The sequence below is a fragment of the Novipirellula herctigrandis genome, from assembly GCA_007859835.1.
GTDB classification, from domain to species: Bacteria; Planctomycetota; Planctomycetia; order Pirellulales; family Pirellulaceae; genus Novipirellula_A; species Novipirellula_A herctigrandis.
This window is the reverse complement of the sequence record SJPJ01000001.1, coordinates 1040432-1062512: the sequence shown is the minus strand read 5'-3', so window position 1 is coordinate 1062512 and position 22081 is coordinate 1040432. Positions and strand designations below refer to the sequence as shown.

General features: G+C 53.6%; 19 protein-coding genes. 9 read left to right on the top strand and 10 right to left on the bottom strand.

Annotated features, from left to right (window positions below):
* Nucleotides 1–78: 78 nt before the first annotated feature.
* The 4 genes from CA13_RS03610 (at nt 79) to CA13_RS03595 (ending at nt 4386) form a co-directional block, all read left to right on the top strand.
* The gene (locus CA13_RS03610) at nt 79–1080 is read left to right on the top strand and encodes a dihydroorotate dehydrogenase-like protein (RefSeq protein ID WP_146394635.1); all 1002 of its coding nucleotides are present in this window, start codon (nt 79–81) and stop codon (nt 1078–1080) included.
* A 291-nt stretch (nt 1081–1371) separates the two neighbouring features.
* Nucleotides 1372–1764: a GntR family transcriptional regulator gene (locus tag CA13_RS03605; RefSeq protein ID WP_146394634.1), complete on the top strand. Its 393-nt coding sequence runs from the start codon at nt 1372–1374 to the stop codon at nt 1762–1764.
* Nucleotides 1761–2708 carry an ABC transporter ATP-binding protein gene (locus CA13_RS03600; RefSeq protein ID WP_146394633.1) on the top strand — a complete coding sequence of 316 codons (948 nt, stop codon included), beginning with the start codon at nt 1761–1763 and terminating at the stop codon, nt 2706–2708. Before CA13_RS03605 ends, CA13_RS03600 begins: the two co-directional genes overlap by 4 nt.
* Entirely contained in the window at nt 2698–4386 is a 1689-nt protein-coding gene (locus CA13_RS03595) for a hypothetical protein (RefSeq protein ID WP_146394632.1), read from the top strand. Before CA13_RS03600 ends, CA13_RS03595 begins: the two co-directional genes overlap by 11 nt.
* Nucleotides 4387–4436: 50 nt before the next feature.
* Here CA13_RS03595 and CA13_RS03590 read toward each other — a convergent pair whose 3' ends face one another.
* Nucleotides 4437–5381, bottom strand: coding sequence for a PEP-CTERM sorting domain-containing protein (locus CA13_RS03590; protein ID WP_146394631.1), 945 nt, complete (start codon nt 5379–5381; stop codon nt 4437–4439).
* Nucleotides 5382–5793: 412 nt separating this feature from the next.
* Between CA13_RS03590 and CA13_RS03585 the strand changes: the two genes are divergently transcribed.
* Nucleotides 5794–6033: a hypothetical protein gene (locus CA13_RS03585; RefSeq protein ID WP_146394630.1), complete on the top strand. Its 240-nt coding sequence runs from the start codon at nt 5794–5796 to the stop codon at nt 6031–6033.
* Between the two features lie 98 nt (nt 6034–6131).
* Here CA13_RS03585 and ndk read toward each other — a convergent pair whose 3' ends face one another.
* The 3 genes from ndk to CA13_RS03570 all read right to left on the bottom strand — a co-directional run bounded on the left by ndk (nt 6132) and on the right by CA13_RS03570 (nt 9780).
* Entirely contained in the window at nt 6132–6590 is a 459-nt protein-coding gene (gene ndk, locus CA13_RS03580; protein ID WP_146394629.1) for a nucleoside-diphosphate kinase, read from the bottom strand.
* Nucleotides 6591–6920: 330 nt separating this feature from the next.
* A complete protein-coding gene (locus tag CA13_RS03575) occupies nt 6921–7886 on the bottom strand; it encodes a serine/threonine-protein kinase (RefSeq protein WP_146394628.1) in 966 nt (321 codons plus the stop codon).
* A gap of 490 nt (nt 7887–8376) precedes the next feature.
* On the bottom strand, nt 8377–9780 hold the full coding sequence (locus CA13_RS03570) for a PDZ domain-containing protein (RefSeq protein ID WP_419193894.1): 1404 nt from the start codon (nt 9778–9780) through the stop codon (nt 8377–8379).
* Between the two features lie 222 nt (nt 9781–10002).
* Between CA13_RS03570 and CA13_RS03565 the strand changes: the two genes are divergently transcribed.
* Nucleotides 10003–11232, top strand: coding sequence for an NAD(P)/FAD-dependent oxidoreductase (locus CA13_RS03565; RefSeq protein ID WP_146394626.1), 1230 nt, complete (start codon nt 10003–10005; stop codon nt 11230–11232).
* A gap of 53 nt (nt 11233–11285) precedes the next feature.
* Here the strand turns inward: CA13_RS03565 and CA13_RS03560 are convergent, their stop codons facing one another.
* From CA13_RS03560 to CA13_RS03545, 4 genes are all read right to left on the bottom strand, one after another.
* The gene (locus CA13_RS03560; protein WP_146403384.1) at nt 11286–12263 is read right to left on the bottom strand and encodes an RluA family pseudouridine synthase; all 978 of its coding nucleotides are present in this window, start codon (nt 12261–12263) and stop codon (nt 11286–11288) included.
* A 68-nt stretch (nt 12264–12331) separates the two neighbouring features.
* Nucleotides 12332–13258 (bottom strand): YfgM family protein, encoded by a 927-nt coding sequence (locus tag CA13_RS03555; RefSeq protein WP_146394625.1) that lies wholly within the window; start codon nt 13256–13258, stop codon nt 12332–12334.
* 239 nt (nt 13259–13497) lie between these two features.
* Nucleotides 13498–14289 (bottom strand): hypothetical protein, encoded by a 792-nt coding sequence (locus tag CA13_RS34590; protein ID WP_419193893.1) that lies wholly within the window; start codon nt 14287–14289, stop codon nt 13498–13500.
* Nucleotides 14290–15039: 750 nt separating this feature from the next.
* A complete protein-coding gene (locus CA13_RS03545; protein WP_146394624.1) occupies nt 15040–15660 on the bottom strand; it encodes a hypothetical protein in 621 nt (206 codons plus the stop codon).
* Between the two features lie 296 nt (nt 15661–15956).
* Here CA13_RS03545 and CA13_RS03540 point away from each other — a divergent pair, with 296 nt between their 5' ends.
* From CA13_RS03540 to trkA, 3 genes are all read left to right on the top strand, one after another.
* Nucleotides 15957–16574 carry a DUF6677 family protein gene (locus tag CA13_RS03540; protein ID WP_419193892.1) on the top strand — a complete coding sequence of 206 codons (618 nt, stop codon included), beginning with the start codon at nt 15957–15959 and terminating at the stop codon, nt 16572–16574.
* A gap of 192 nt (nt 16575–16766) precedes the next feature.
* Entirely contained in the window at nt 16767–17000 is a 234-nt protein-coding gene (locus CA13_RS03535; RefSeq protein WP_419193891.1) for a hypothetical protein, read from the top strand.
* Between the two features lie 18 nt (nt 17001–17018).
* On the top strand, nt 17019–18365 hold the full coding sequence (trkA, locus tag CA13_RS03530; RefSeq protein ID WP_146394623.1) for a Trk system potassium transporter TrkA: 1347 nt from the start codon (nt 17019–17021) through the stop codon (nt 18363–18365).
* A 70-nt stretch (nt 18366–18435) separates the two neighbouring features.
* Here the strand turns inward: trkA and CA13_RS03525 are convergent, their stop codons facing one another.
* Both CA13_RS03525 and CA13_RS03520 read right to left on the bottom strand, forming a co-directional pair.
* Nucleotides 18436–21537, bottom strand: coding sequence for a hypothetical protein (locus CA13_RS03525; RefSeq protein WP_146394622.1), 3102 nt, complete (start codon nt 21535–21537; stop codon nt 18436–18438).
* 2 nt (nt 21538–21539) lie between these two features.
* Complete coding sequence (locus CA13_RS03520; protein WP_146394621.1) at nt 21540–22064, bottom strand: KdsC family phosphatase; 525 nt, start codon at nt 22062–22064, stop codon at nt 21540–21542.
* Nucleotides 22065–22081: the final 17 nt, after the last annotated feature.

Here is a 22081-nt window from a genome sequence, read left to right as displayed (position 1 = left end):
TAACATTTGGTCGATGGACACCATCACGAAGCCAGAAACCCAGACGTATTAATCCGATTTCTAGGTATAGGAAACACAATGAGCATTGACCTGTCGACTACTTACTTAGGCTTGAAGCTCGATAGTCCGCTAATCGCATCGGCGAGTCCGTTAACGGGCGACGTCGACTCGGTGCGTAAATTAGAACAAGCCGGTGCTTCCGCAGTCGTGTTGCCATCCCTATTTGAAGAACAGATCGATCATGAGCGCCGCGAAGTCGAACGGTTGCACGAATTTCAAGCTGACTCGATGGCCGAATCGCTCAGCTTCTTTCCTGAAATGGAGTACAACCTCGGCCCCGATGAATATTTGAAAACACTTGCCGAGGCGATCAGTTCCGTGAAGATTCCTGTGATCGCCAGCCTGAATGGGGCGACCAGAGGTGGCTGGGTTCACCATGCACAATTGATGGAACAAGCCGGTGCGAGCGCAGTGGAATTGAACATCTACTTTATTCCAACCGAACGGAATGCCAACGGTAACGATGTCGAGAACCAGTACTGCGAATTGATCGCCGCCGTCAGCGAAACGGTTCATATTCCCGTCGGTGTGAAAGTCGGTCCCTACTTCACATCGCTACCGGACGTTGTTCGCCGTTTCGTCCAAGCGGGGGCCGATGGCTTGGTTCTGTTCAATCGCTATTTGGCTCCGGATATTGATTTGGATTCATTGACCTTCGAACCGGCATTGAAACTAAGTACACCCGACGAGTTGCGAGTGGCACTTCGTTGGATCGCGATCCTGCGGGATCAAATTGATGCATCGATCGCGGCAACGGGTGGCGTTCACAATGTCGAAGATGTTGTTAAATCGTTGTTGGTTGGCGCTGATGCGGTGATGATGGCGACGATTCTGCTGCAAAAAGGACGCGATTACCTTGGCGAACTGCGTACTGGCTTGACTCGTTGGCTCGAAGAACACGAGTACGAATCGGTTGAGCAGATCAAAGGAAGTATGAGTATTAACCGCTGTGCGAACCCCGAAGGTTTGAACCGAGCCAACTACATGAAGGCGTTAACGTCTTACACGACTCCCGAGTAACGTGCTCGGTTTGTCACGTTTTCTCTCTCGCCATTGGGATTTCATCCGTGGCGTAACGCATTTGGTGTGCGTTTTAGGGCTAAGCCGGTATGTTCGGGCTGGCCAAATTGCTCTCAATCGCCCGGCAAAGCGTCTGGCAAAACGCCCGTCAAAACGCCCGTCAAAACGTCTGGCAAAGCGTCTGGCAAAACGTCTGGCAATGCGCCCGGTCGGTTGAAACTGCCCGCCGAGAGTAAAAGCTTGACTTTGCGTTGCCTATCTTGTATCAATGTGTTGATACAAGGGTTCAAGATGCAGATACACATTTCTAACGATGGGCCGCCGATCTACCAGCAGATCGTCGATCAGGTTCGGTTCCGAATCGTTTCGGGCGTTCTTCACTGTGGTGACGAGTTGCCGACGATCCGTGGACTGGCCGAGCATTTGAGGGTGAATCCCAATACGATTGCCCGGGCCTATCGTGAATTGGAGCATGAGGGGCTCGTCGAAAAACGAAGGACGACAGGGACGTTTGTCGCCGAATCGGTCCAGCAGCGTACCGCCGCGCAGCGTCGTCAGATGATGGGCCCGCATTTGGACAAGCTTCTGATTCTATCGCGGCAACTTGGCTTCGACACCGAAGAGCTCATCGCACTGCTTCGCAAACACGATCAACGTTTTCCTCCTTTGGATGGTCCTTCATGAATGAGCATACCGATGGTTTGGCCGTCAATGTTAACGGCTTGAGTCGTTCGTTTCGTGGCAAAGTCGCTTTGGATCATGTCGACTTGCACATTCCCCGTGGATCGATCTTTGGACTTGTTGGGCTCAACGGTGCGGGCAAGACGACATTGATTCGCCATTTGATTGGTTCCTTCCGATCCCAAACCGGAACGGTGCGAGTGTTAGGGATGGACCCGGTGGTGGATTGCGTGAACGTGTTGAAACGAGTTGGCTATTTGACCGAAGAAGATTCGCTACCAACGTGGATGCGAGTGGGCGAGCTGATCGATTTTGCTCGTGGTGTCTACCAAGATTGGGATGATGTCTATGCCACAAAACTTCTCGATCTATTTGGTCTATCGCGGACTGATCGGTTACGGTCGCTGTCGAAGGGGTTACGTGCGCGCGCTGGGTTGTTGGTGGCCATCGCGCATCGGCCCGAGCTATTGATCTTGGATGAACCGAGCAGCGGGCTCGATCCATTGGCTCGCCATGATATTCTTGAGGCGATCATTCGGGCCGTCAGTGACGAAGGGAGGACGGTTTTGTTTTCGAGTCACTTGCTTGACGAAGTGGACCGCGTTTGCGATACGCTTGCACTGATGCGTGTCGGTCGCATCATTGAAACGATTTCTGTCGACGCGATGCACGAGCAATATCACGAGATCACGTGTCGCAGCGATTCAACAGCGGCGCCCGAAGTTTCGGGTGTGTTCGGTTGGCGAGGCGAGGGGCACGAATGGACAGGAGTGGTCGATAGCGCGCAAACAGATAGTAACAAGTTGGAATTACCGTCGAGCGTGACGTTAATTTCGCAGCATTCAATCACTCTGGAGCGATGGTTTGCAGCGAAAGCGGGACACGAACGTGACAATCAAAATATCGAACGTTCCAACGTGCCTACGGAGGTGGCTGATGTCAGATAACTTGGCGCTGCTGCGTTTTGCTTGGACCCGACATCGACTGCCGATTGTCGTCTTTGCAGTCATGTTGGCGATCACAGAGTGTTTTGTTCTTTCACTGCCAATTCGCTCTCGCGAACCAAGCACTTTTGCGAGCTTTCTGCTGCTCATCACGTTTCTCCCTGCGTTTTTATGGGGAGTGATTGCATTTGATTTTGTTCATATGAACGATCTTGCTTCGTCCGAAACGGGCTACAGTCACTTCTTATTGCGGATGCCGATTGCGGAATGGAAATTGGCAGCGATTCCGATTGTGATGAAGACGCTCTGGGTAGGGTTGCTTTGGTGGTTGGTTTGCTTGATCGCTTGGAAGCATGATGGTTTGATCATGCCGATGTCGATTCTTTTCGTCAGTATTGTCGCCACGGGGGTTTGGGTTTCAGCGATTGCGTGGCGTCCGTTTCGTGCCGGGTGGCATCGTTTCGTTGCTTTCGCCGTTCTCGCTCCAATTGCCAGTTTGGCGGTCGCGGGCACTGGGATTCACTCGGCGACTTCACCGCTTACGACTTTCCTTATTCTATTGATCATCGTTGGTGAGATTCTTTTTCTCGTTATCGGAATTGTCTTTGCCGTTCGGGCGATTCATGTCGCGCGATCGAATGTGGTTGGCAAAATACCTTCCACCTCGTTTCCGATCGGAAAGCGGTTTTGGCAATGGCTTGATCAAGATTTCGATGACCAGTGCTCTCGTCATGAACATAGGACGGCGACCAACGCATTGCGTTGGCACGACTTGAAACGTTCTCGCGGGAATCGTGTGCGAGTTTTGTTTTTTCTCGTGGTGCCTACGATTCTACTGTTTTCGATGCTCGATTCACCTCCTGGGGTTTCGCTGTTCCTCGGGTGCTTCATGTTGTTTGTTTTTGCCAACAGCGGTATTTATATGTTGATTGAACCGACCTCGCACACCGAAACGACAACGTTGCCGCCCTATTTGGCTGCCAGTCCGTTGTCGTCCGAAGAAATCGCATCGACACGGCTGGGTGAGACGCTTTCGATCTCGCTGCGTTTCATGCTGATGTCGTTCCTGTATTTTGTGATTTGGCTCGGTTTCGAGACGCACCGCGAGGCATGGCATCGCTGGGCGACGGACTTGTCGACGATGCCGACGGTGGATGGACTACCACTGGCTTCGGGAATTCGAGTTACCGTGGTGGCGATGGTAGCGCTCGTGACGTTTTTTCTCGGCCGCAATTTGGCCCATTTGTGGGTGACACTTGCGGGGCGGACTTGGATCGCGATCGGTGTCATCGGGACCCTGTTGGCATGCATGTTTGCAGCCACGTTCGCCGTTTCGACGTGGTTCTTCAAGCAACGTGAGTGGGAAGAAACTTTGGAAGCCTTCTACTTCGGGGTCTCTTACATTCCGTCCATCATTGGATTGCTAATGGGAGTGAAAGCGATTGGATTAACGACATCGTTGGGGCTGGCGTACCGCAGTAACACCACTTCGATTCAATGGATCCAACGCACGTTGCTTACATGGCTGGTTGGTTGCGTCGTCATTGGGGTTGTGTTGTTTGCGTTGATTCCTGACTCACGAGCGACGTTGCCGATGTGTTTGGCTTTCCCCGTCTTGGTATTGCCCGTCGCGCGGTTACTAGTGCTCCCGATCGCGGTGGATCAAAACCGTCACCGATAAATGCTGCATAACTAAAGTTTGAAATCGAAGTCGCAGTTCGATCGATGCGACTAGGGGAGGTCACTAAGCGGTTGACGGTTTATCCGACGTCGGTTGGTCGCGATCACAACCATCCCCATTGCCAAGCAGAAAAAGGTCGCTGGTTCCGGTACAGCGGTGACGAAGATGCCTTCGGCACCTAGCACGTACCCGTCGGCGTTCATAATAGACTCGATCTCGCTCATGTAGGCACCTGCGAAGGTGTTGAAGCTGTAGACTTTGCCTGTGTCCGTATCGGTGCCTACTCCCATATTAGCGCCGACGACTTCGTAACGCCCACCGAAATCGATCAGAGACGATCCGCCGGAGTCGCCGCCGACGAGTCGAAGTTCATCGGATGGTAGGATTGTTCCTTCTTCATCAAAGCCATAAATGACTGAAGCGGTGATCGCACCGGTATTGAGTTCAACGATCTCCGCAATGTCGATCGTATCCTTGCCGGCTCGAACGTTTTTATCAAACACAAATAACTCCTCTCCCACCATCGAAGATAGAGTCCCTGTGTAGATCGGTAACGTGTCGATTCCGTCTGCGGTCGGAATTGGCGCGGCGAGTCGGACAATCGCAATGTCGCTGGCGTGTGTCGTTCCGGCCAACAATACGGTGCCGTTTGATTTCGTAAAATCGGCTGTCAAGGTTGTACCCAAAACGGTTCGCGAGCCTGGCGTCAAATCGCGAGCGAAATTATGAAGTGCCCCATCGGAGCCAAGGAATGTTGGATTGAATGCCGAGATGTGCGCCGCAGTTAAATAGTGCTGAGGCGAAATCAATGCGGCACGTTGACCAACCGCGTCGACTCCCGAAATCAATGAATGATCCATCAGAAACGTTGGATTCGTAATCACTCCCGATGAGAAACGATCATGCCGCGCCGGCAGGTAATTGGCAAAAGTGGCTGCATTAGCCAGCGAGGATCCCAATAGGCCGGCATTAGCCAGCATGAAAAGGAAACGCATTGATGTTTCACGCAAGTGGTATCTGGTAATGAAACGGAGAAACATATACGGGGCCAATAGAGAAACGAGAAAAGTTTGCCACGGAGCCGCGGCGCTTAGGCACATTGTAGAGGCAGCCTTGGCGAAAAACCACTAATTTTGCAATGTCTCGAAGGATTGCAGCGGTTTGCCGGGGGGCCTCAACCCAATGTATTGTTGGGGGAATTGGGATGAAAAGGCTCTATCACCAACTCATATTCCGTCAAAGTGCAATTTTCTTGGCTGCGGAGTAAAGATATGCGGGTTGTTTGGCCGATGAGGGTTGTGAGGACAGTTGCTGCACTGGTTTTGCAGCGATGTTCTGACCGTTTCGACACCTCCAATGACAAACGCTGGCATTAACAAACGCCGGAAATTCACGAAGGCATCAACGATGAGCCAAAAGTCGACGAAACAACGCATGACTCGCCTAGCTGTTGCTACGGTTCTAACGGGAATTTGTGTGATTTCCAGCACGGGATGCCAAGTTTCTCTCAATGGACAAACCCTGCCGAGCCCGTACTACTTGCAGGACGACATTCAATACTTCCCAGCCGGGCCCGAATTCAAGTTGCCGCGTGAAGCGGCTGCATTGAAAGCGGCCAAGGCTGAAGAAAAAATGAATCGCCGCTAAACGCGGTTTGACGACGATTCATCTCATCTGTCTTTTCGAGCGAGTGTGCTGTTCAGGGCGAGTGTGGTATCCAATCGCCCAACCTATGGCGACGGGAACTACTCGTCCGATGCTCGCATGAATGACGTCATAGGCGAATTGAAATCGCAAAATTCCGAGTCGCCGAAGTAGAGTTTCAACTCTCGCGCGGCCGCTTCTTCGCCATCGCTGGCGTGAACCAGATTCATTTGACGGCTACTGCTAAAATCGCCGCGAATCGTTCCAGCGGCAGCCTTTAGACCGCTAGTTGCTCCCAACATCTCGCGGACCACGCGGATCACTTCCAATCCGTCGATCGCCATTGCGATCACGGGGGCCGACGTAATGAAGGCCTCAAGCCCTCCGTAGAACGGCTTCTCGACGTGCTCGGCATAGTGCTGCTTCGCAAGTTCAGGGGTAATTTGGATCATCTTCATCGCGACAATCTCGAGCCCTTTGGCTTCGAACCGCGAGATCACTTCGCCCATCAAACGTCGTTGGACACAATCAGGCTTCAAAAGAACAAGAGTACGTTGCATCAAAAACAATTCTCCACGCCATTGCGACGCGTTAGCTAAACGTCACAAAGCGAATCAAGTAGCAGAAACAGGTGAAAACGGTAGGAGCGTTAGTATCGACATGTTTTCGGCCTGCGCGAAGCGGTTGCGATCACAATCGTCGATTGCGTCGCGAATTTAGGGCAAACACCCCAAAAACTGATTTTCGGGGCAATGCCGAGTCCAGCGTGGCAATCTAAGGTTGAGGGTGGCTATGCCTAAGAATGCCAATGCCTTAGAAGTTAAGAAGTTAAGTTTGAACAAAGGCATGCGGCGTGTCGTGTCGCCATTTGAATAGGCGAACCAAGTCCTTCAAGTGATCGTTCGCATTGCCTCAATGAAGTCTCGCATGAACTGGTAGCGGTTGGCAGGTCGCTTTTGAATCGCTTTCATCACCACATCATCAGCCGCTTGGGAAATTTTCCGGTCTGGCGATCGTTCGCTTGGCGGAGGGATTTCCTTGTTTTGAATATTGTCAAAGGTCTCGTTGATATCGGCGCCCCGAAAGGGCTCGCGAAGCGCTAGTGCTTCGTACAACGTCACACCTGCGCTGAAAATATCGGACCGTTCGTCGATGCCTCGGTTTCCGTTGACTTGTTCAGGTGACATGTACAGTGGAGTACCAGGTCGTTGGCCGCCACCGGTGAGCGTTTTTAGTTGTTGAGTTTCCGTTTCTTCGGTCGTTAGCACGCTTCGGTTGAGTGGTTCGTTGTCGTCTGCTTGCCCCCATACCTTTGCGACGCCCCAATCCAACAGGATGACTTCCCCGAAGTTGCCCACCCAAATGTTCTCGGGTTTAACGTCGCGGTGGATTACCCCTCGAGCGTGGGAATAGGCGAGTGCTTGGCAAGCATTGATGAGGATCTCAACTCGCCGTTGGGCTGGGAACACGTCGATAGTGTCCTGTTCCCCGCGCGCGATTCGTTTAAGGATCTCAAAAAAATTCTCGCCCGAAATCCGCTTCATCACAAAGTAGATCCCTTCAACCTTGTCGTTACCGATGTCATAGACCGGAACGGTATTGGGATGTTGCAATTGGGCGGTTACGCGTGCTTCGCGGAGGATTCGGCGTTGCTCGCGGCGGTCGTGTCTGGTTTCGGGAAGCAAGCATTTGATCGCTACGGTCCGACCGGTGATGCAATCGAAGCCTGCTCTCAATATTGCGCTACCGCCACGAGCCATTTCACGCAAATTGCTATAGCGGGCCAATCCAGGTGGCACGTTCTGCGGCAAATCGGGGTCGGTTCCCGAAAGAATGATGGTCGGTTCGTTGATCATGGCAATTATTCTAAGCCATCTCCGATTCGACCGCGAACCCGTTTGGTAGCGTTTGGGTCCATATTTTTATCTGAAAAACACTTTCAGAAACTTGTCAGGCTCTTGCCGGGTGAGGATAATGAAAGTACCGGGCCGTGATAACGCGTCACGGCAAAGACCTTTCCGTACGATTTGCCACTCGAATCTGGTTGGCACCTGAGTGGGAATCGTCAAACCAATTACGTAAAGGAGGTGATCAAGTGGAATATTGCTGTACTAGCCAACGGGGTGGTAACCCGTAGTTTAAGTCGGCGGGCTGATGCTTCGGCGCAGCCACCCCACTCGCGATCATCTATTGGTTAGAGATTCTGCGAGAACATGCCCGTTTGTCGAGATTCACCTGAGTCTTGGCAAGCGGGTTTTTTTGTTACGGTTTGCTGTCTGCGCCGGCCTGATGCGGCGTTCTTTCAAGATGGGAAAGCGGTGATGCGAAAGCAAACGATGGGAGCCACTAGTCGAACGCACGCTCCGCAGGCATCGCTTGGGAATCGAGATCTTCGAAGCTGACGCGACCGATTGGTTCGCCATCACCGAATTCCAACGCATCCACTTCGCCCGTTGAAGGTATGGTTTCGGCCTTGGCGGGCTTTGGCATTTCCTCTCTTGCCACGATGGAATCCTTTTCAGGTGCGGGTAGTGTCTTGGTTGTCGTCGCTTCCCCATTTATTTTTGTGGAATTACCGCCAAACAGGCCACCAATTGCTGAACCAATTCCACTGAAAACCGAGCTGCCAGAGCTCTTGCCCTGGGCCGTTTTGTTGTCCCGCTTCGCTTCGCTATTACCCGATGTTTGAGCAATTTTTGCATCCTTTGCGGCTTTCGCTTTGGCCATCGCAAGTGCTTGCGGATCGACCGTCAATGTATACAAACGATTGTTGCGGACCAGTTGCAGCTTCAGCGGCTGGTCACGATACCAACTGTCGATCTGATTTTGGAATGCATCACCACCCACGGTAAAGGTATCGCCGACCGAAATCACTCGGTCACCTACTTTCAGTCCTAATAATTCGGCTGTTGACTGCGATTTGATTTGCGTTACTACTGCGCCTCGTTCGTTTGGCGAGTCGGTCACTGCGACACCGAAATCGGCGATACCCGAGTCGGTTGCGATTTGGGAACGCATCTGTTTTTGCGAAGAGGGAAAATCAGGCTTGGCGTAGGCGATCTGTCGTTCGGCTGCCTCATCAATGAGTGGCAAGGTCAAATTGGCAACGCGTCTGCCTCGGTAGACTCTCGCGACGATCGAGTCACCGACTTTCTTCGATGACAAAATCTCTCGAACCGACTCGACATTTGGTGTCGCTTGGCCGTCTAGCATCACAATCACATCGCCTTCCTCTAGTCCTGATTGGCGGACTTTCGATACGTCGCGAACCCGCCGAACTTCGATCCCCGGTATTCTGGGCAATCCGGGAGTGGTCGACTTATCGGTTGGTTGGACATCGATGCCTAGAGTTGCCGGAGAGGTCGCATTGTTCTTATTCGCTTTCTTTTCATCGTTAGGCACTAATATCGAAGGGCCTGAATCGTCAGGTTTTGCCGCAGCCCTGTTCTTGTCAGAATTAGTGGTACCTGACTTGTCGTTGGGGGAAACAGGTCGAGCTCGTTGAAGTTCGGGACCGTCGGGCGAATTCATTTGTTGCGGCCTAGCCGAACGATAACTCGATGTAGGTGGCCGGTAGTTTTGCTGAGGTGGGCGTTGATACTGCGGTTGGCTTTGACCACGCAACCGCGCACGCAACCGAGGAAACAACTGTGCTTCCGCCGAATCGATGGTAACCAATTGGGAAAAGCATACCGCTGAGGCGATCGCAAATAAGCTAAAAAGAAGTTGGTTGGGCTTTCGGCGAGACATTATCGTTATCATCCTCAGTTCATTTTTTCTTGGTCAGACCAACTCGCATGGTAGGTCCTCCGTGCGTTTTGATCAAGCGAATGGGGGGTGCTTGCCGGATGGACTAAACTGTTCTGCGGAACTGTTCCGCAGAAAAAAACCGGCAGCTACCATTAGAAAGCGAAAATTGCCAAAAATTGCGTCATGCGAATTACAGATTGGCAAATTCATAGGAATCCGTTGATGAAAGCATATTACGACTGTATCGTGATCGGTGGCGGCCCAGCGGGCGGGGCGGCGGCGGCGATTCTCGCCCAATCCGAACTTGACACGCTATTGATTGAACGTGAACCGATGCCTCGATTTCACGTTGGCGAGTCACTAATGCCCGAAACCTACTGGGCACTCGATCGACTCGGGGTGAACGAGAGGGTTCGCCAAGCTGGGTTTCAATCGAAAAAGAGCGTTCAGTTCGTCACGCACAAAGGAACCGAATCGGAACCATTTTTCTTTCGCGATCACGACTCGCGCCAATGCAGTAGCACGTGGCAAGTCGAACGCAGTGAATTCGACAAAATGTTGTTCGACCGTGCAGGCGAACTGGGAGCCGAGTGTTGCGATTCGACACGGCTTGTCGACGTTCATTTTGACTCCGATGGCCGCGCAACAGGAGTGGTGCTGCGCGATGCCGACGGCAAACAGCACGAGATTGGATGCCGCGTCGTGATCGATGCAACGGGCCAACAATCGTTTATTGCGAACAAACTTGGGCTCAAGCAAATCGATCCGCGATTGAAGAAGGTTGCGATTTGGACCTACTATCGTGACGCGGTTCGCGGCGAAGGAGACAACGAGGGCGCGACGATCATTCTTAATACGGAAACCAAGGACGCTTGGTTTTGGTTCATCCCGCTGTCGCGCGGCATGACCAGCATCGGATGCGTTGGCGATACCGACTATTTGTTGAAAAGTGGTAAGAAACCTGAAGACGTATTCATTGAACAACTGCGTATGTGTCCCGGTTTGCAACGTCGTTTGGAACCAGCCACGCGATTAGGCGAGATTCGTACGGCGAAAGAGTTTTCGTACTCGACGAAACAACATGCCGGCGATGGATGGGTGTTGATTGGTGATGCTTTTGGATTTATCGATCCGGTTTATTCGTCAGGTGTCTACTTCGCGCTCGAAATGGGCATCCGGGCTGCCGACGCAGTCGTCGAAGGGTTTGCCAACAACGATCTCAGTGCCGCACAACTCAATACATGGACCGAGGAGTTCAAAGAGGGGGCCCAGTGGGTACGCAAGCTGGTCGACGCGTTCTACTCGAAAGAGTTCAGCATCGGCCGTTTCATGAAAATGCATCCCGAGCATCGGGGCCGTGTTACGGATCTTCTGATTGGGCGAATCTTTGAAGATAGCGCCGAACAATTGTTTGCGGACATGGAATCGTCAATGCAAATGCCGGGGACGTGATGGCGTCGAGGCGTAGGCTGATTCGGGCCTTGCATTGTTGGGCTTCGGATTGCCTAGCTGCTCGAAAGGACCTCGATCACACGGCGAATGTCGTCCGGCAGCGGTGCTTCGAATGTCATCGACTTGCCACTTTGGGGATGGGTCAGCGTCAAACGTTTGGCGTGCAGGGCTTGGCGTTCCAGTACCACACGTTTGCCCGTTTCGTCGCGAACTCCCGTCAACATCGCAACGGTCACTTCGGCATGCCCAGCGTACAGACGGTCGCACAGGACTGGGGCCCCGGCGTGGCTTAGATGGACTCGGATTTGATGCGTTCGACCGGTCTTGGGCAATACCCGCACTTGCGTGAATCGACCATGCCGCGAGATGACTTCATAGAAAGTCGATGCGGTTTTGCTCGTCGTGTGGTTTTCACGAATCGCCATTTTGTCCCGCTGGTACGGATGTCGTCCGATCGGGGCATCAATGATATCTCGGTCTCGATCGAGTTTGCCTGCCGCGATCGCGAAGTATTCTTTTTCGACTGTTCGGTTGGCGAACTGATCCGCCAAATTCATGTGGACGGCGTTCGTTTTGGCAACCACAATCACGCCACTCGTGTCGCGGTCGAGTCGGTGGACGATGCCCGGACGTGTGGGGCCGCCGACATCCGATAGAGCTTGAAAACGAAATGCGAGGGCACTGGTGAGCGTCCCGGTCCAATTGCCGCGAGCCGGATGGACGACCATGCCCGGTGGTTTGTTTACCACCACAAATCCGTCGTCTTCATAAAGAATATCGAGCGGGATATTTTCGCCGATCGTGTCATCACTGACCGGTTCGGGAACGCGAAACCGGATCTTTTGTCCCGCTTTCAATTTCACGCTCGGGCGAACGGTTCGTCCGTCAAGAGTCGCACCGTCGGCTTGGATCGCTTGCGTAATTTGGCTACGGCTGAATCCATCCGATGCTTGGGTAAGGAACAGATCGATGCGCTGACCGACCGCCGATTCTGGGACGACGAAATCGCGACATACCGGTTCACCGGCGATTGGATCTGTGGCCGATCCGTCGATATCGCTGTCGTCTTCGATCGAGTTATCGTTTACGGATTCATCCTTCACGAAGCATCCGGCGTTTCAGTTTTAACGTCCGTGTTTTCGGGGGGCGCTTCGGTTGCTGGCTCAGCCGGTGGATCGTTGGCCGGAGTCAACTCGGTTGGCATCTCCATCGACTCTTGTTCGTTGGTTGGCTGTTCGGTCTCAGGCTCATCTGATTCAGCTGCAGCCGTTTCATCGGTTGTGGCTTCAGGCAATTCCACACCGGTATCAGAAACTTCGCCGTCGCCACCTTCGAGTGCTGGCAAATTCAAATCAGGCAAGTCGGGAAGCGTGTTGCCGCTTGGCAACGAAGGTGGTAGCGATGGATCGGCAGGCGTAAAATCTTGGTCGGCAAACCAGGCCAAGAAGTCTTTTGTGTCATCGCGTCCTAGCGATGTGATGCGATCCTGGCATGCTTTTGCGATTTCTTCGGACTCGCCAACTTTGATGCAATCCTTGTACCCCTCGACTGCTTCATCAATTTGACCGAGTGACTCCGCTGCTCGCGCGATACCATAGTTGGCTCGCGATCGAAGCATCTTGTCTTTTCCTTTGGAGAGGGCCGACTTGAAGGCCGACTTCGCGTCTTCGAGTTGGACTTCGGCATCTTGGCGATTAACGAATAACCCTTGGCTGCCTTGAGCCAATAATTGGCTACCACGTTGAAGTTCCGCCCAAGCGGCTGCGGGAGTGCCCGGGAACCTTGTCGAAATGGCTTCAAGTGCTTCGGGGTCTTGCGACTCCGATTCCTGCAACAAACCGAGTGTCGCATCGCTGCGCTCACCAACCGCCTTGCTGCTGTACAGCGAGTAGCCGACCACGGCAACCAGTAATGCGATGACCCCCGCCAAGATGATCTTCGAATAAGGCTCGATTGCTTGGTTGATTTGGCCAAGATAGTTGGCGAGAACGTTTTCTTGTAACTCGTGTCGGCGTTCGCTTTTCATCGATTCGTCTTCAAGGGACAGGCTGGGTGGTTTTGGTGCAGGATTTTTAGGCTTCAAGCTTTTTGCAGCATTTAAGAGCTCGAAGTGCGGAAGTATAGAAATTACAACCACTTAGCGTCAATAGAGCCACAAAAAAACCTCGCCGATCCAAGGGCCGGCGAGGTTTCAGTTCTTTGTTCATTGACATCGATCATCAATGCCAATGGGCTCAGACTATCTTTTGAGCAAACAAGACAAGACTAGATGTCGGTGTTTGCGTCTGCTTCTGGTGCTGGTGGTGCATCGCTGCTGCTTTCCACTGCATCGGCAGCGGCATCGGCTTCAGGAGCAGGAGCAGGAGCTGCAGCTTCGTCAACAGCAGGTGCTGCAGCTTCGTCAACAGCAGGTGCTGCTTCGGTTGCTTCTACTGCTGCACCAGTCACAACGCTGCCAGGAACGAGCGTTTCGCCTGGAGCCAAGTCGAAGCCATCAGCGCTCTCGCCAACAACCGCTTCGCTTGCAACCGCTTCGGTAACAACCGCGGTGCCCATTGCAGGACTCGCCATCATCACTTCGCCACCGCCACAGCTTGAGCATGCTTCCACGACGGGAGCCGCTTCGACGACCGCTTCGCAGCAATCGCATGCTGGAGCAGGTGCTTCGCAGCATACTGGCTCGGGTTCGCAGCATACTGGCTCGGGTTCGCAGCATACTGGCTCGGGTTCGCAGCAAGACTTCTTAGCTGCACAACGAGCACGCAAACGAGCGAATAAGCCGCAACCACGCTTTGGAGCACATGCTGGTTCTGGGCAGCATACTGGTTCGGGAGCTGGCTCGCAGCAAACCGGTTCTGGAGCGCAGCAATCCGAGTTGCTGCTGTGAAGACGCGACAAAAGTCCGCCGCCACAACCTTTTTGGAACAGTCCGCCACCGCATTGGTTAGCGTGACATTTTGAGAAGAGTCCACCTGCATTCGCAGTATCACTCATCACGATTGACGCACCGATCATCAGTGCGAATGCGGCGATGCCGCTCACCACAGTCCGATTCATAGAAATCTCCCAAGTATTCGGAGGATAGGTGCGATCCAAATTCGCACATTTTGTGTTCAGGGCGGACATCCAGTCGCCTGTTACTCCTGATGATCAATCCGCCAGATAACATCACTGGCTACCGAATGACCATCTGAGCCGTAGCTACCAACAAGACTAACTGGTACTTACCAGTAAACTAGGGTATTTGCGTGGTTTTTGCGGCTCACGTAATTTTGACGCTACAGTAACCCTGGGCGAAATCGTGTCAATCCACCCAGTCCGCAAAAAGTGAACTAAATTGCAACTCAAAATCCACGGGCGCTGATTGTTTGCCGGGAACCACACTAAACGGATCACTACCAGTAGTGAACAACAAGGGCGTACAGCAGGCTGAGCATGACGCGTTAACTATTGGGGTTTACCGCAACATGCTGTAGGGAAAGGTGGAAACCTCTACTCCGTGTACACATCCTCGCCCGCTTACGCAAACACCCCTCTTTAACGGGGTGGGAGGCGGTTGGCAGTGTCTAGAAGATTTTCGCTGAAAGTCGCTAGCAAAAACTTAGGGCGACCGAAATGGCTAAAAACGTGAAGCTTTGCAGCGTAACGAATCAGATGGCATTCAGAATTTGCCCTGGCATTTCGGCGCCCGGAAAGAATCTGGCAGAATCTGGCCAACAATCGTCCATCGACAATCCATCGACGATGAAATGATCTAGCAGCGACCCATTGGGCTTTTGGGCTGGGCGACGATTGGCTGGGCGACGATTATCGCGACAGCGGTTGCTCGACCGCGGCGGATGCTTGAGCAGGATTTGTCGCGGGAGTCTTCGCTTCGGGAGCGGCCGGTTCGTCGGTAGACGCAAGCAATTTAGCCATTTCGTCACCGTTTTCAAAGTCGATGACAACGGCGGGTTGTGCGGGATCCATTTGCATCGCTAACCCCGAAATGCGCCAACCGCCTGCTTCGCGCTGAACGGCCCAGACGACTTCAAAGTCGCTTTTGGATCCATCTCCGGCCGGTTCGGTCCAAATGCTTTGGACCAACATGGCGTCGGGGTCGCTTGGCACTTGGCGAGCTTGTGTGACTTCAAAGTGAGCGTCGGGCGAGCCAATCGGTTGGACCGATCGGCCGATTCGCGTCAGCTCGGATTTCGCTCGTTCAGTGAGCAATTGATCCGCACCCGACGATTGGCCGCCGCGCCGGACTCGGTCCAAAAATTGTGAAACAACCTCGGTTGCGGAAGGGCCTTTCGCTGCGACGGTTGTAGTGTTAATCGCCGTTGCGTCGGTGACATCCGCCGAAGAACCACAGCCGACGGTGATACTGAACAACCCGGCCACACCGTACAAAACGACCGCCGAGGAGATGGATACAAGACGTGACATAGCCAAGACACACTGAAAAGGGGTGGAAATCCAAAAACCGAGCTATGGGAATAGGAAATCGGTTGAGGGCTCGTCAAGATGGATCTGGGCCAATTTGTGCGGGCCAATTAGGGGGGCAATTAATCTGTGCATTTGTCCGGTCCTATTCGGTGGCGGAAGAATTGCGGCACAATTGGCTCCAATTAGTTCGATTCACCTACCACAAAAGCTCCATTTCACGCACAATGCTGCAAAATGCTACTGAAATGAATGTCCTTTGCGACTAAGCGTTACTTCCCTCCCTATAGAAAACGAATATGCCTGCAGACTCCGAATCGGTGATTGAAGTAGACGGAAAAGAAGTCGACTTGCATAACCGCTATCTGGCGGCCTTTCTGGCTTGGCTGGTCCCCGGATTGGGCCATTACTACCAAGGCCGAAGAACCAAGGCTGGATTGTTCTTTATTTGTATTTTGACCACGTGGATCCTTGGCTTTGCATTAGGCGGTGGCCACGTCGTTTACGCATCTTGGGTACCTGGTGACAAGCGTTGGCATTATTTCCTGCAAGCTGGCGTCGGTGCGGCAGCCTTGCCTGCATTGGTGCAAGGCAAATACATGAATTCGCAGACCGATCCGCTCTCTGGTCAAACCTACGAAAGCTACGTGCCCTATTGGTTAGGCCTGATGGCGCCACCACGACGACCGGTTCGCGAAGATCAAGCGGACGACGTTTCGGCTTGGTACGCTCGCCATGGTGCAGGCTACGAAATGGGAACGTGGTACACCGTGATCGCAGGTCTATTAAACATATTGGTCATCTACGATGCCTTTGGTGGCCCCTTAGCCGTGCCGTTTAGCGGAAAACGAATCGAAGAAAAAGGCGATGGGAGTGAAGACGATGGGGATGACCAGCAGGAACGCGGTGCTAAATAGCTGCGCTCGCCATCGCGTGACGCAGGCTGAACGCGTGACACAGCTGAACGCGTGACGCAGGCTGAACGCGTGACGGTAGTCCATCCAATATCGGCGAATTCTGCTGCTTAACCCCAAACACACCTGGCCCGAACCGCCTAACCCAAACACCTTGCCCGAAACACACTGCCCGAAACACACTGAGACAATCTTTTGATTCCAAACTCTCTATTTGACTTGGCCGCTCCGATCGCCACATTGTCGATCTCGCCCAGCTACTTGTTGTATTTCGTCCCGTTGGTGGTTTCGATCTCGCTTGTGTTTGGTGGGACTCGGCACGAGGATCACGCATTGATCATCCAACATGCGATTGGTACCGCACGCTGGATCACCGGTTTTATGGCGATCATATTTGTTGTGCTTTTGTTTATTGAATGGCTGGTCTAGCAAAGGCAATAAATAATCATGCGAATTCTCGTCTTAGGTGCTGGAACGGTTGGTCGTTGGATTGCCGATATGCTTTGTCGGCGACGTCACAGTGTGATCGTGGTCGACCATGATCCGCATAACGTGCGCCGGATCAACAGTGAGCTTGACGTTCGGGCAATCGAGGGCAATGCATCGCAAAGTACCGTGTTGTTCCAGGCCGACGTGTGTGGTGCGGACATTTGTTTGGCTGTGACCGGTGACGATGAAGTCAACATTGTTGCGGCCAGTATGGCAAAAGCTCTGGGGACGCGCCGCAGCATCGCACGAGTCTACGCGCCTGCGTTTCGCGATCTCAGTACGTTCGACTACCAGCGCCACTTCAATATCGACAGCATTCTCAGTTTGGAGCAATTGACCGCCTATGAGCTGACTCGTGCAATTCGGAATCCCGATGCGATTCCGCTTGAGCATTTTGCTCGTGGTCAATTGGAAGTCTACGAAATGGAAGTCGCCGGCAAGTCGAGTGCCGCAGGTGAGAAGCTTCGTGACTTGAAAATCCCAGGCGGCGTCCGCATTGGTTCGCTCGCTCGCGAAGGCCGGATGTGGATTGCCAGTGGTGAAGATGAACTGCATTCAGGTGACCGAGTTAGCTTGGTCGGAATGCCGGACGCGGTCGCCAAGGCCCGCGTTTTATTCGGCGGTAGTAGTGAACGAACCAGTAAGAAGCGTGTCATGATCGCCGGGGGCGGGGAAACCGGTTATCACTTAGCCGGTTCGCTCAGCCCGCATGATTACCGGATCGTCATGTTGGAACAAGACGTTGATCGCTGTGAACACTTATCGAAGCTTCTGCCCAACGTCACGGTGATCAAAGCCAACGCGAATCGCCGCAGTATCTTGGAAGACGAAGGTGCGGGGACGGTGGACCATTTTGTCGCCTGTACTGGGAACGATGAGAGCAACATCATGTCGGGTGTCGAAGCGAGAGAACTTGGGGCGGCGCGAGTGATGTGCGTCGTCGGCAGACCTGATTATGCGAACGTGGTAGGCAAGTTGGGGATCGATCGCGCAGTGAGTGAACGTGATGTTTTAGCTCGTCAAGTTCTCGGTTTTCTTAACGAGGGTTCTGTGATTAGCCAACGCCGATTGCCGAACGGGGAAATCGCAGTCTACGAATTGGAAATTGTCGAAGGCTCGCAAGTGACCGATGCAACGTTGGCTGAGTTGCCCTTTGCGGGACGTTGTTTGATCGCGGCGATCCAACGAGATGGATTCGTGCGAGTTCCGCGTGCGGACGACCAACTAAAGCCCGGCGACATTGTCGTTGCGTTGGTTGACCAAGCTTCCACCGAAGAGTGTTTGTCAATGTTCAACGTGGCCTAGTTCTGCTGTCGTTAGCCGTGCGTTAGCGTGCTGGTGGTTCCCGCTCGATTGGGGACCCGGAAAAGTCACCCTATCGGTTTCCAACCTGTGGCGGCGCGGCGATGTTCAATCGCTCAAGCTGTAAGTTTTCGACTTCCATCGTCTTGAGTCTTAACGTCATCGTTCGTACTGCGCCTTCGGGACCCGGTTGGCCATCGGGTAATTGTTGCCGAAACAGTGCGGGGCGATTTGGCACGCCGTGAAGCGTGAAGAGGTCCTTGCCCGACGCATACGCAGCTCGCGTCGCGGTACATTCGAGCAATCCACGATCGCCGCGCGTTCGGAAAACCACTCCACCGGACGCTTCGGTTTCCCAAGGTGTCGCTAGTCCTTGGATTGATGGTCGGTTCAAGCTTTCCGGTGCAACCGAAAACCTCAACTGGTCACAATCGAGTGTCGATTGCCCGTTGGAGATCGCGTCCATTGTTTGTGCGTCGAACACTTCGTCCCACGATGCCACGTCACGTACACCCAATCGGATGCCTCGCGAAAATTCCAGCTTTTGGTTCGCCATGTCGCCAACCATTGCATCGTGAAAGATCAAGTGGATGCCCGTCATCATGGTGTCAGCATTGGATGGTTGTGCTGTCTTGCGATTGCCGCCGGGCATCGCCGAGGCCAATTCGCCTCGCGTCCAACAGCGATACCAGCCTGGGCCTGATCCGAACAATTTGCCACCGTCGGATGGAACCAATGTCAGTTTTTCAGCATGCAACACATGCTTTGCTTCGGTAATTCCATCGCCCGCTTTCTGAACCGCCTCGATTATCAAGGGGCGTGTTTCATTTTGAAGCAGCTCGATCCGTTGGACCGTCGCGGAACGCATCGTTGCCAAATCGCTTACTTGGACACCATCATTCAAGAAGATCTCCATTCGGTCACCTGCGACATGCACATCCCAAGGATCGCGACCATTAACGAGTGCTGCGTGGATTTCGACGCCATCGGTAAGCACCGCCGTCTTTCCGTCGAAGACCATTTCGCCTTGCCATCGGCATAGCGGCGGCCGAGTCCATGTCAAGTTCGACGTGCTCGGGTCCGACGGTGATAGGCCTTTCGGTAAAGCTTGGGATGGGATTTGGAACTCGCCTGCTTCGTTGATCCAGACAATATTGTCGCTCGGTCGTATTTGGATCACGGGGCCGACGAAATAGCCATCGCCCAGTTCAAACCGCGCCGGATTTTCGACTCCGCTACCGAGATGCAGCACATCCTCGCCATTGCTATCGATCAGCCGCAGTTCTTCACCGGTTAACTTTGCCAGCATCGGCTGGCCACCAAGTTCGACCGTATGGGTGAGTTCAACGCTGCCGCGAACACTCAAATCTTGGGCGCTCACGCCTGAGTCGTCGATCGCAAGCTTTGCTGAAATGACGTCTCCACGCACGGTGGGTCTCGGTCGTGCAACTGGTTCGGATGCGGGGTCATTCGCATCGGGTTGGACCACCAAATGTCGAATGGAGCTCGCGGGTTTCGGCTGACTGTCGTCGATCATGGTGGAGTCATTTGGCTCCGGCTCAACAAAGAACAGCTGTAATTGACTCGCATCGGCCGCGATCGCAGCGGTGTCCAAGTGAACGTTCCCATTGGCCGCCACCCAATCGGGGGCGAGAGTTCGTCGGGCTGGTTTTCGATCGGAATCCGGTTTTCCATTGGCGGCCAATCCGGCATTGGCGGCCAGTGCGGCATTGGGGGCCAGTGCGTTTTCCGGGGGAGACGGTTTCAACACTCCTTCGATCGATCCGGCGTTGAATTGGCCTCCGTCGGCCAACCAGGTTTGGACTTCACCATCGATCCAAAAACCAAAGTCACTGTTAAGAGCATCAGCGGTTGTCGCGGATAACGATTGAAGCTTGAATCCTTCTTTCCACTGTGCTCGTCGCAGTGGCATGGAGGGATCATCCAGAGTGACGACGCCGATGCCGCGAGCGTCGATGGCGCCGAGCGTTGTGGGCGATTGGGGGTCAAACTGATAGACGATGCTTTCAAGCCGTGCATGAATGCCGCCGCGGTGTACTTCGATCCCTTGGTTTCCGTCGGCCATCATTAGTCCCCTGGACGCCTGCAGGTCGAGTTGACCGGCAGCGATCTTCAGATCTAAATTCGGCAGTGTGGCGACAAGCGGCGCGCCGGTCGCTTTGATTCGGTTGATCCAATCAAGTGGCCCTTCGCGATTGAGTGTCTTGTTGCTCGGGTCTCGGAGCGTCAATTCAAGTGTGTCACAGTCGAATCGGTCGGTTTCGGCGCCAGCGATTTTGTGAATCAACGCGACGCGATCTCGAAGCATTAATTGGTTGATTGCGAAATCGTATTCAAGCCGTCCGCCGCACTGGACGCTGAGCACGGCTGGCGACTTCGCGACGGCCTGCTTCATGGGATCGGTGTGGAATTTATCCGTGGAATCCACCGCGACCGTTGTTGCGGGCCAAAGGCCTCCCTCGTCCAGAGGCATGATCAACTCATCGAGATAGATTAACTCCATGCGGTCCAGTACCGCTCCATTGCCCCTGGCGTTCATCGGCGTCGACGCTGCGGTAGCGAGATGGATCGTCAAGTCGCGACCGATCAAACGGGTCTTCCCCATATTCATTTGGATCGCTTCGGTCGTCCAAACTTTTTGATTATCAATCCCGACGTTCGCGGTGCGAATGGAGAGTGAATCGGTTGGCGAATCCGGATCGGTACGACTGATTTGCACCACTCCGATCATTCGTCCGCGTTGAATCGGAGGGGCGCCGCCACTCATCACATCGAGCGACCCAGTGAATTTGATTTCCGCACCATTGCGCGATTCGATCACCACCGGCGCCGTGCTCGATTCCCCATCGGACCCACGTCCGATCACGACCGTGATGGGCCATAGTTTCCATTGATCCGGAGTCGATTGTTCCCAATTTTCAAACAACAACATGCCATCGGAAGTTTGCAATCGTTTGCATTTGCCCCGTTGCCAAGCACCTTCGGGGAACAAGTCACCAAGCGTATCACTGAGTTTCAACTCGGCGCGGGGTGCGTAGGCCATCCGCTGAATGTGCGGTGGACGCAGGTACGAAACAACCACTACCTGATAGACAACCGCTATCACGCTTAGGAAGACTAGCGCGGTGATGTAATGAGTGAGCTTTCGAACCATAGTTATTTAGTGTGTTCTTTCCAGCGACCTTGCGCTCGGAGCAATCGTTCGATCACTTCTCGCATTGCTCCGTGACCGCCTTTGCAGCGTGTGACCCATTGTGCCGCTTCGCGTGCGTCGGTTGCTGCGTCAGCTGGCGCGACTGCCAACGCGACTCGTCGCATGACGGCAATGTCCGGCAGGTCATCGCCGACATAGCAAGCTTGCTCAAAGCTGCAGCCCATTTCAGCTAGCATTTTTTCGGCGGCCGGAAGCTTTTCCTCGAATCCTTGTGCGAGGTGCTGAATCCCGAGGTCCGACGCACGCTGGATGACCGCGTTCCCGGTTCGTGCAGTGATGATTCCAAACTGAAGGCCACGCTGCAGCCACGTTTTGATCCCTTGGCCATCCCTTGCGTGAAAGTGTTTGATCTCGACCCCTTCGCCCGTGTAGATGATTCTGCCATCGGTCAACACGCCGTCGACATCCGATAGAATGCAAGTGATGTTGGCTGCTATATCAGCGTCATTTTTGAGGTGTTCAAGCATGAATTGGTTTTCGAAGA

Excerpts from the sequence above, each read along its gene's own strand:
- CA13_RS03610 (WP_146394635.1), top strand. The coding sequence starts at position 79 with ATGAGCATTGACCTGTCGACTACTTACTTAGGCTTGAAGCTCGATAGT.
- CA13_RS03605 (WP_146394634.1), top strand. The coding sequence starts at position 1,372 with ATGCAGATACACATTTCTAACGATGGGCCGCCGATCTACCAGCAGATC.
- CA13_RS03600 (WP_146394633.1), top strand. The coding sequence starts at position 1,761 with ATGAATGAGCATACCGATGGTTTGGCCGTCAATGTTAACGGCTTGAGT.
- CA13_RS03595 (WP_146394632.1), top strand. The coding sequence starts at position 2,698 with ATGTCAGATAACTTGGCGCTGCTGCGTTTTGCTTGGACCCGACATCGA.
- CA13_RS03590 (WP_146394631.1), bottom strand. The coding sequence starts at position 5,381 with ATGCGTTTCCTTTTCATGCTGGCTAATGCCGGCCTATTGGGATCCTCG.
- CA13_RS03585 (WP_146394630.1), top strand. The coding sequence starts at position 5,794 with ATGAGCCAAAAGTCGACGAAACAACGCATGACTCGCCTAGCTGTTGCT.
- ndk (WP_146394629.1), bottom strand. The coding sequence starts at position 6,590 with ATGCAACGTACTCTTGTTCTTTTGAAGCCTGATTGTGTCCAACGACGT.
- CA13_RS03575 (WP_146394628.1), bottom strand. The coding sequence starts at position 7,886 with ATGATCAACGAACCGACCATCATTCTTTCGGGAACCGACCCCGATTTG.
- CA13_RS03570 (WP_419193894.1), bottom strand. The coding sequence starts at position 9,780 with ATGTCTCGCCGAAAGCCCAACCAACTTCTTTTTAGCTTATTTGCGATC.
- CA13_RS03565 (WP_146394626.1), top strand. The coding sequence starts at position 10,003 with ATGAAAGCATATTACGACTGTATCGTGATCGGTGGCGGCCCAGCGGGC.
- CA13_RS03555 (WP_146394625.1), bottom strand. The coding sequence starts at position 13,258 with ATGAAAAGCGAACGCCGACACGAGTTACAAGAAAACGTTCTCGCCAAC.
- CA13_RS34590 (WP_419193893.1), bottom strand. The coding sequence starts at position 14,289 with ATGAATCGGACTGTGGTGAGCGGCATCGCCGCATTCGCACTGATGATC.
- CA13_RS03545 (WP_146394624.1), bottom strand. The coding sequence starts at position 15,660 with ATGTCACGTCTTGTATCCATCTCCTCGGCGGTCGTTTTGTACGGTGTG.
- CA13_RS03540 (WP_419193892.1), top strand. The coding sequence starts at position 15,957 with ATGCCTGCAGACTCCGAATCGGTGATTGAAGTAGACGGAAAAGAAGTC.
- trkA (WP_146394623.1), top strand. The coding sequence starts at position 17,019 with ATGCGAATTCTCGTCTTAGGTGCTGGAACGGTTGGTCGTTGGATTGCC.
- CA13_RS03525 (WP_146394622.1), bottom strand. The coding sequence starts at position 21,537 with ATGGTTCGAAAGCTCACTCATTACATCACCGCGCTAGTCTTCCTAAGC.
- CA13_RS03520 (WP_146394621.1), bottom strand. The coding sequence starts at position 22,064 with ATGCTTGAACACCTCAAAAATGACGCTGATATAGCAGCCAACATCACT.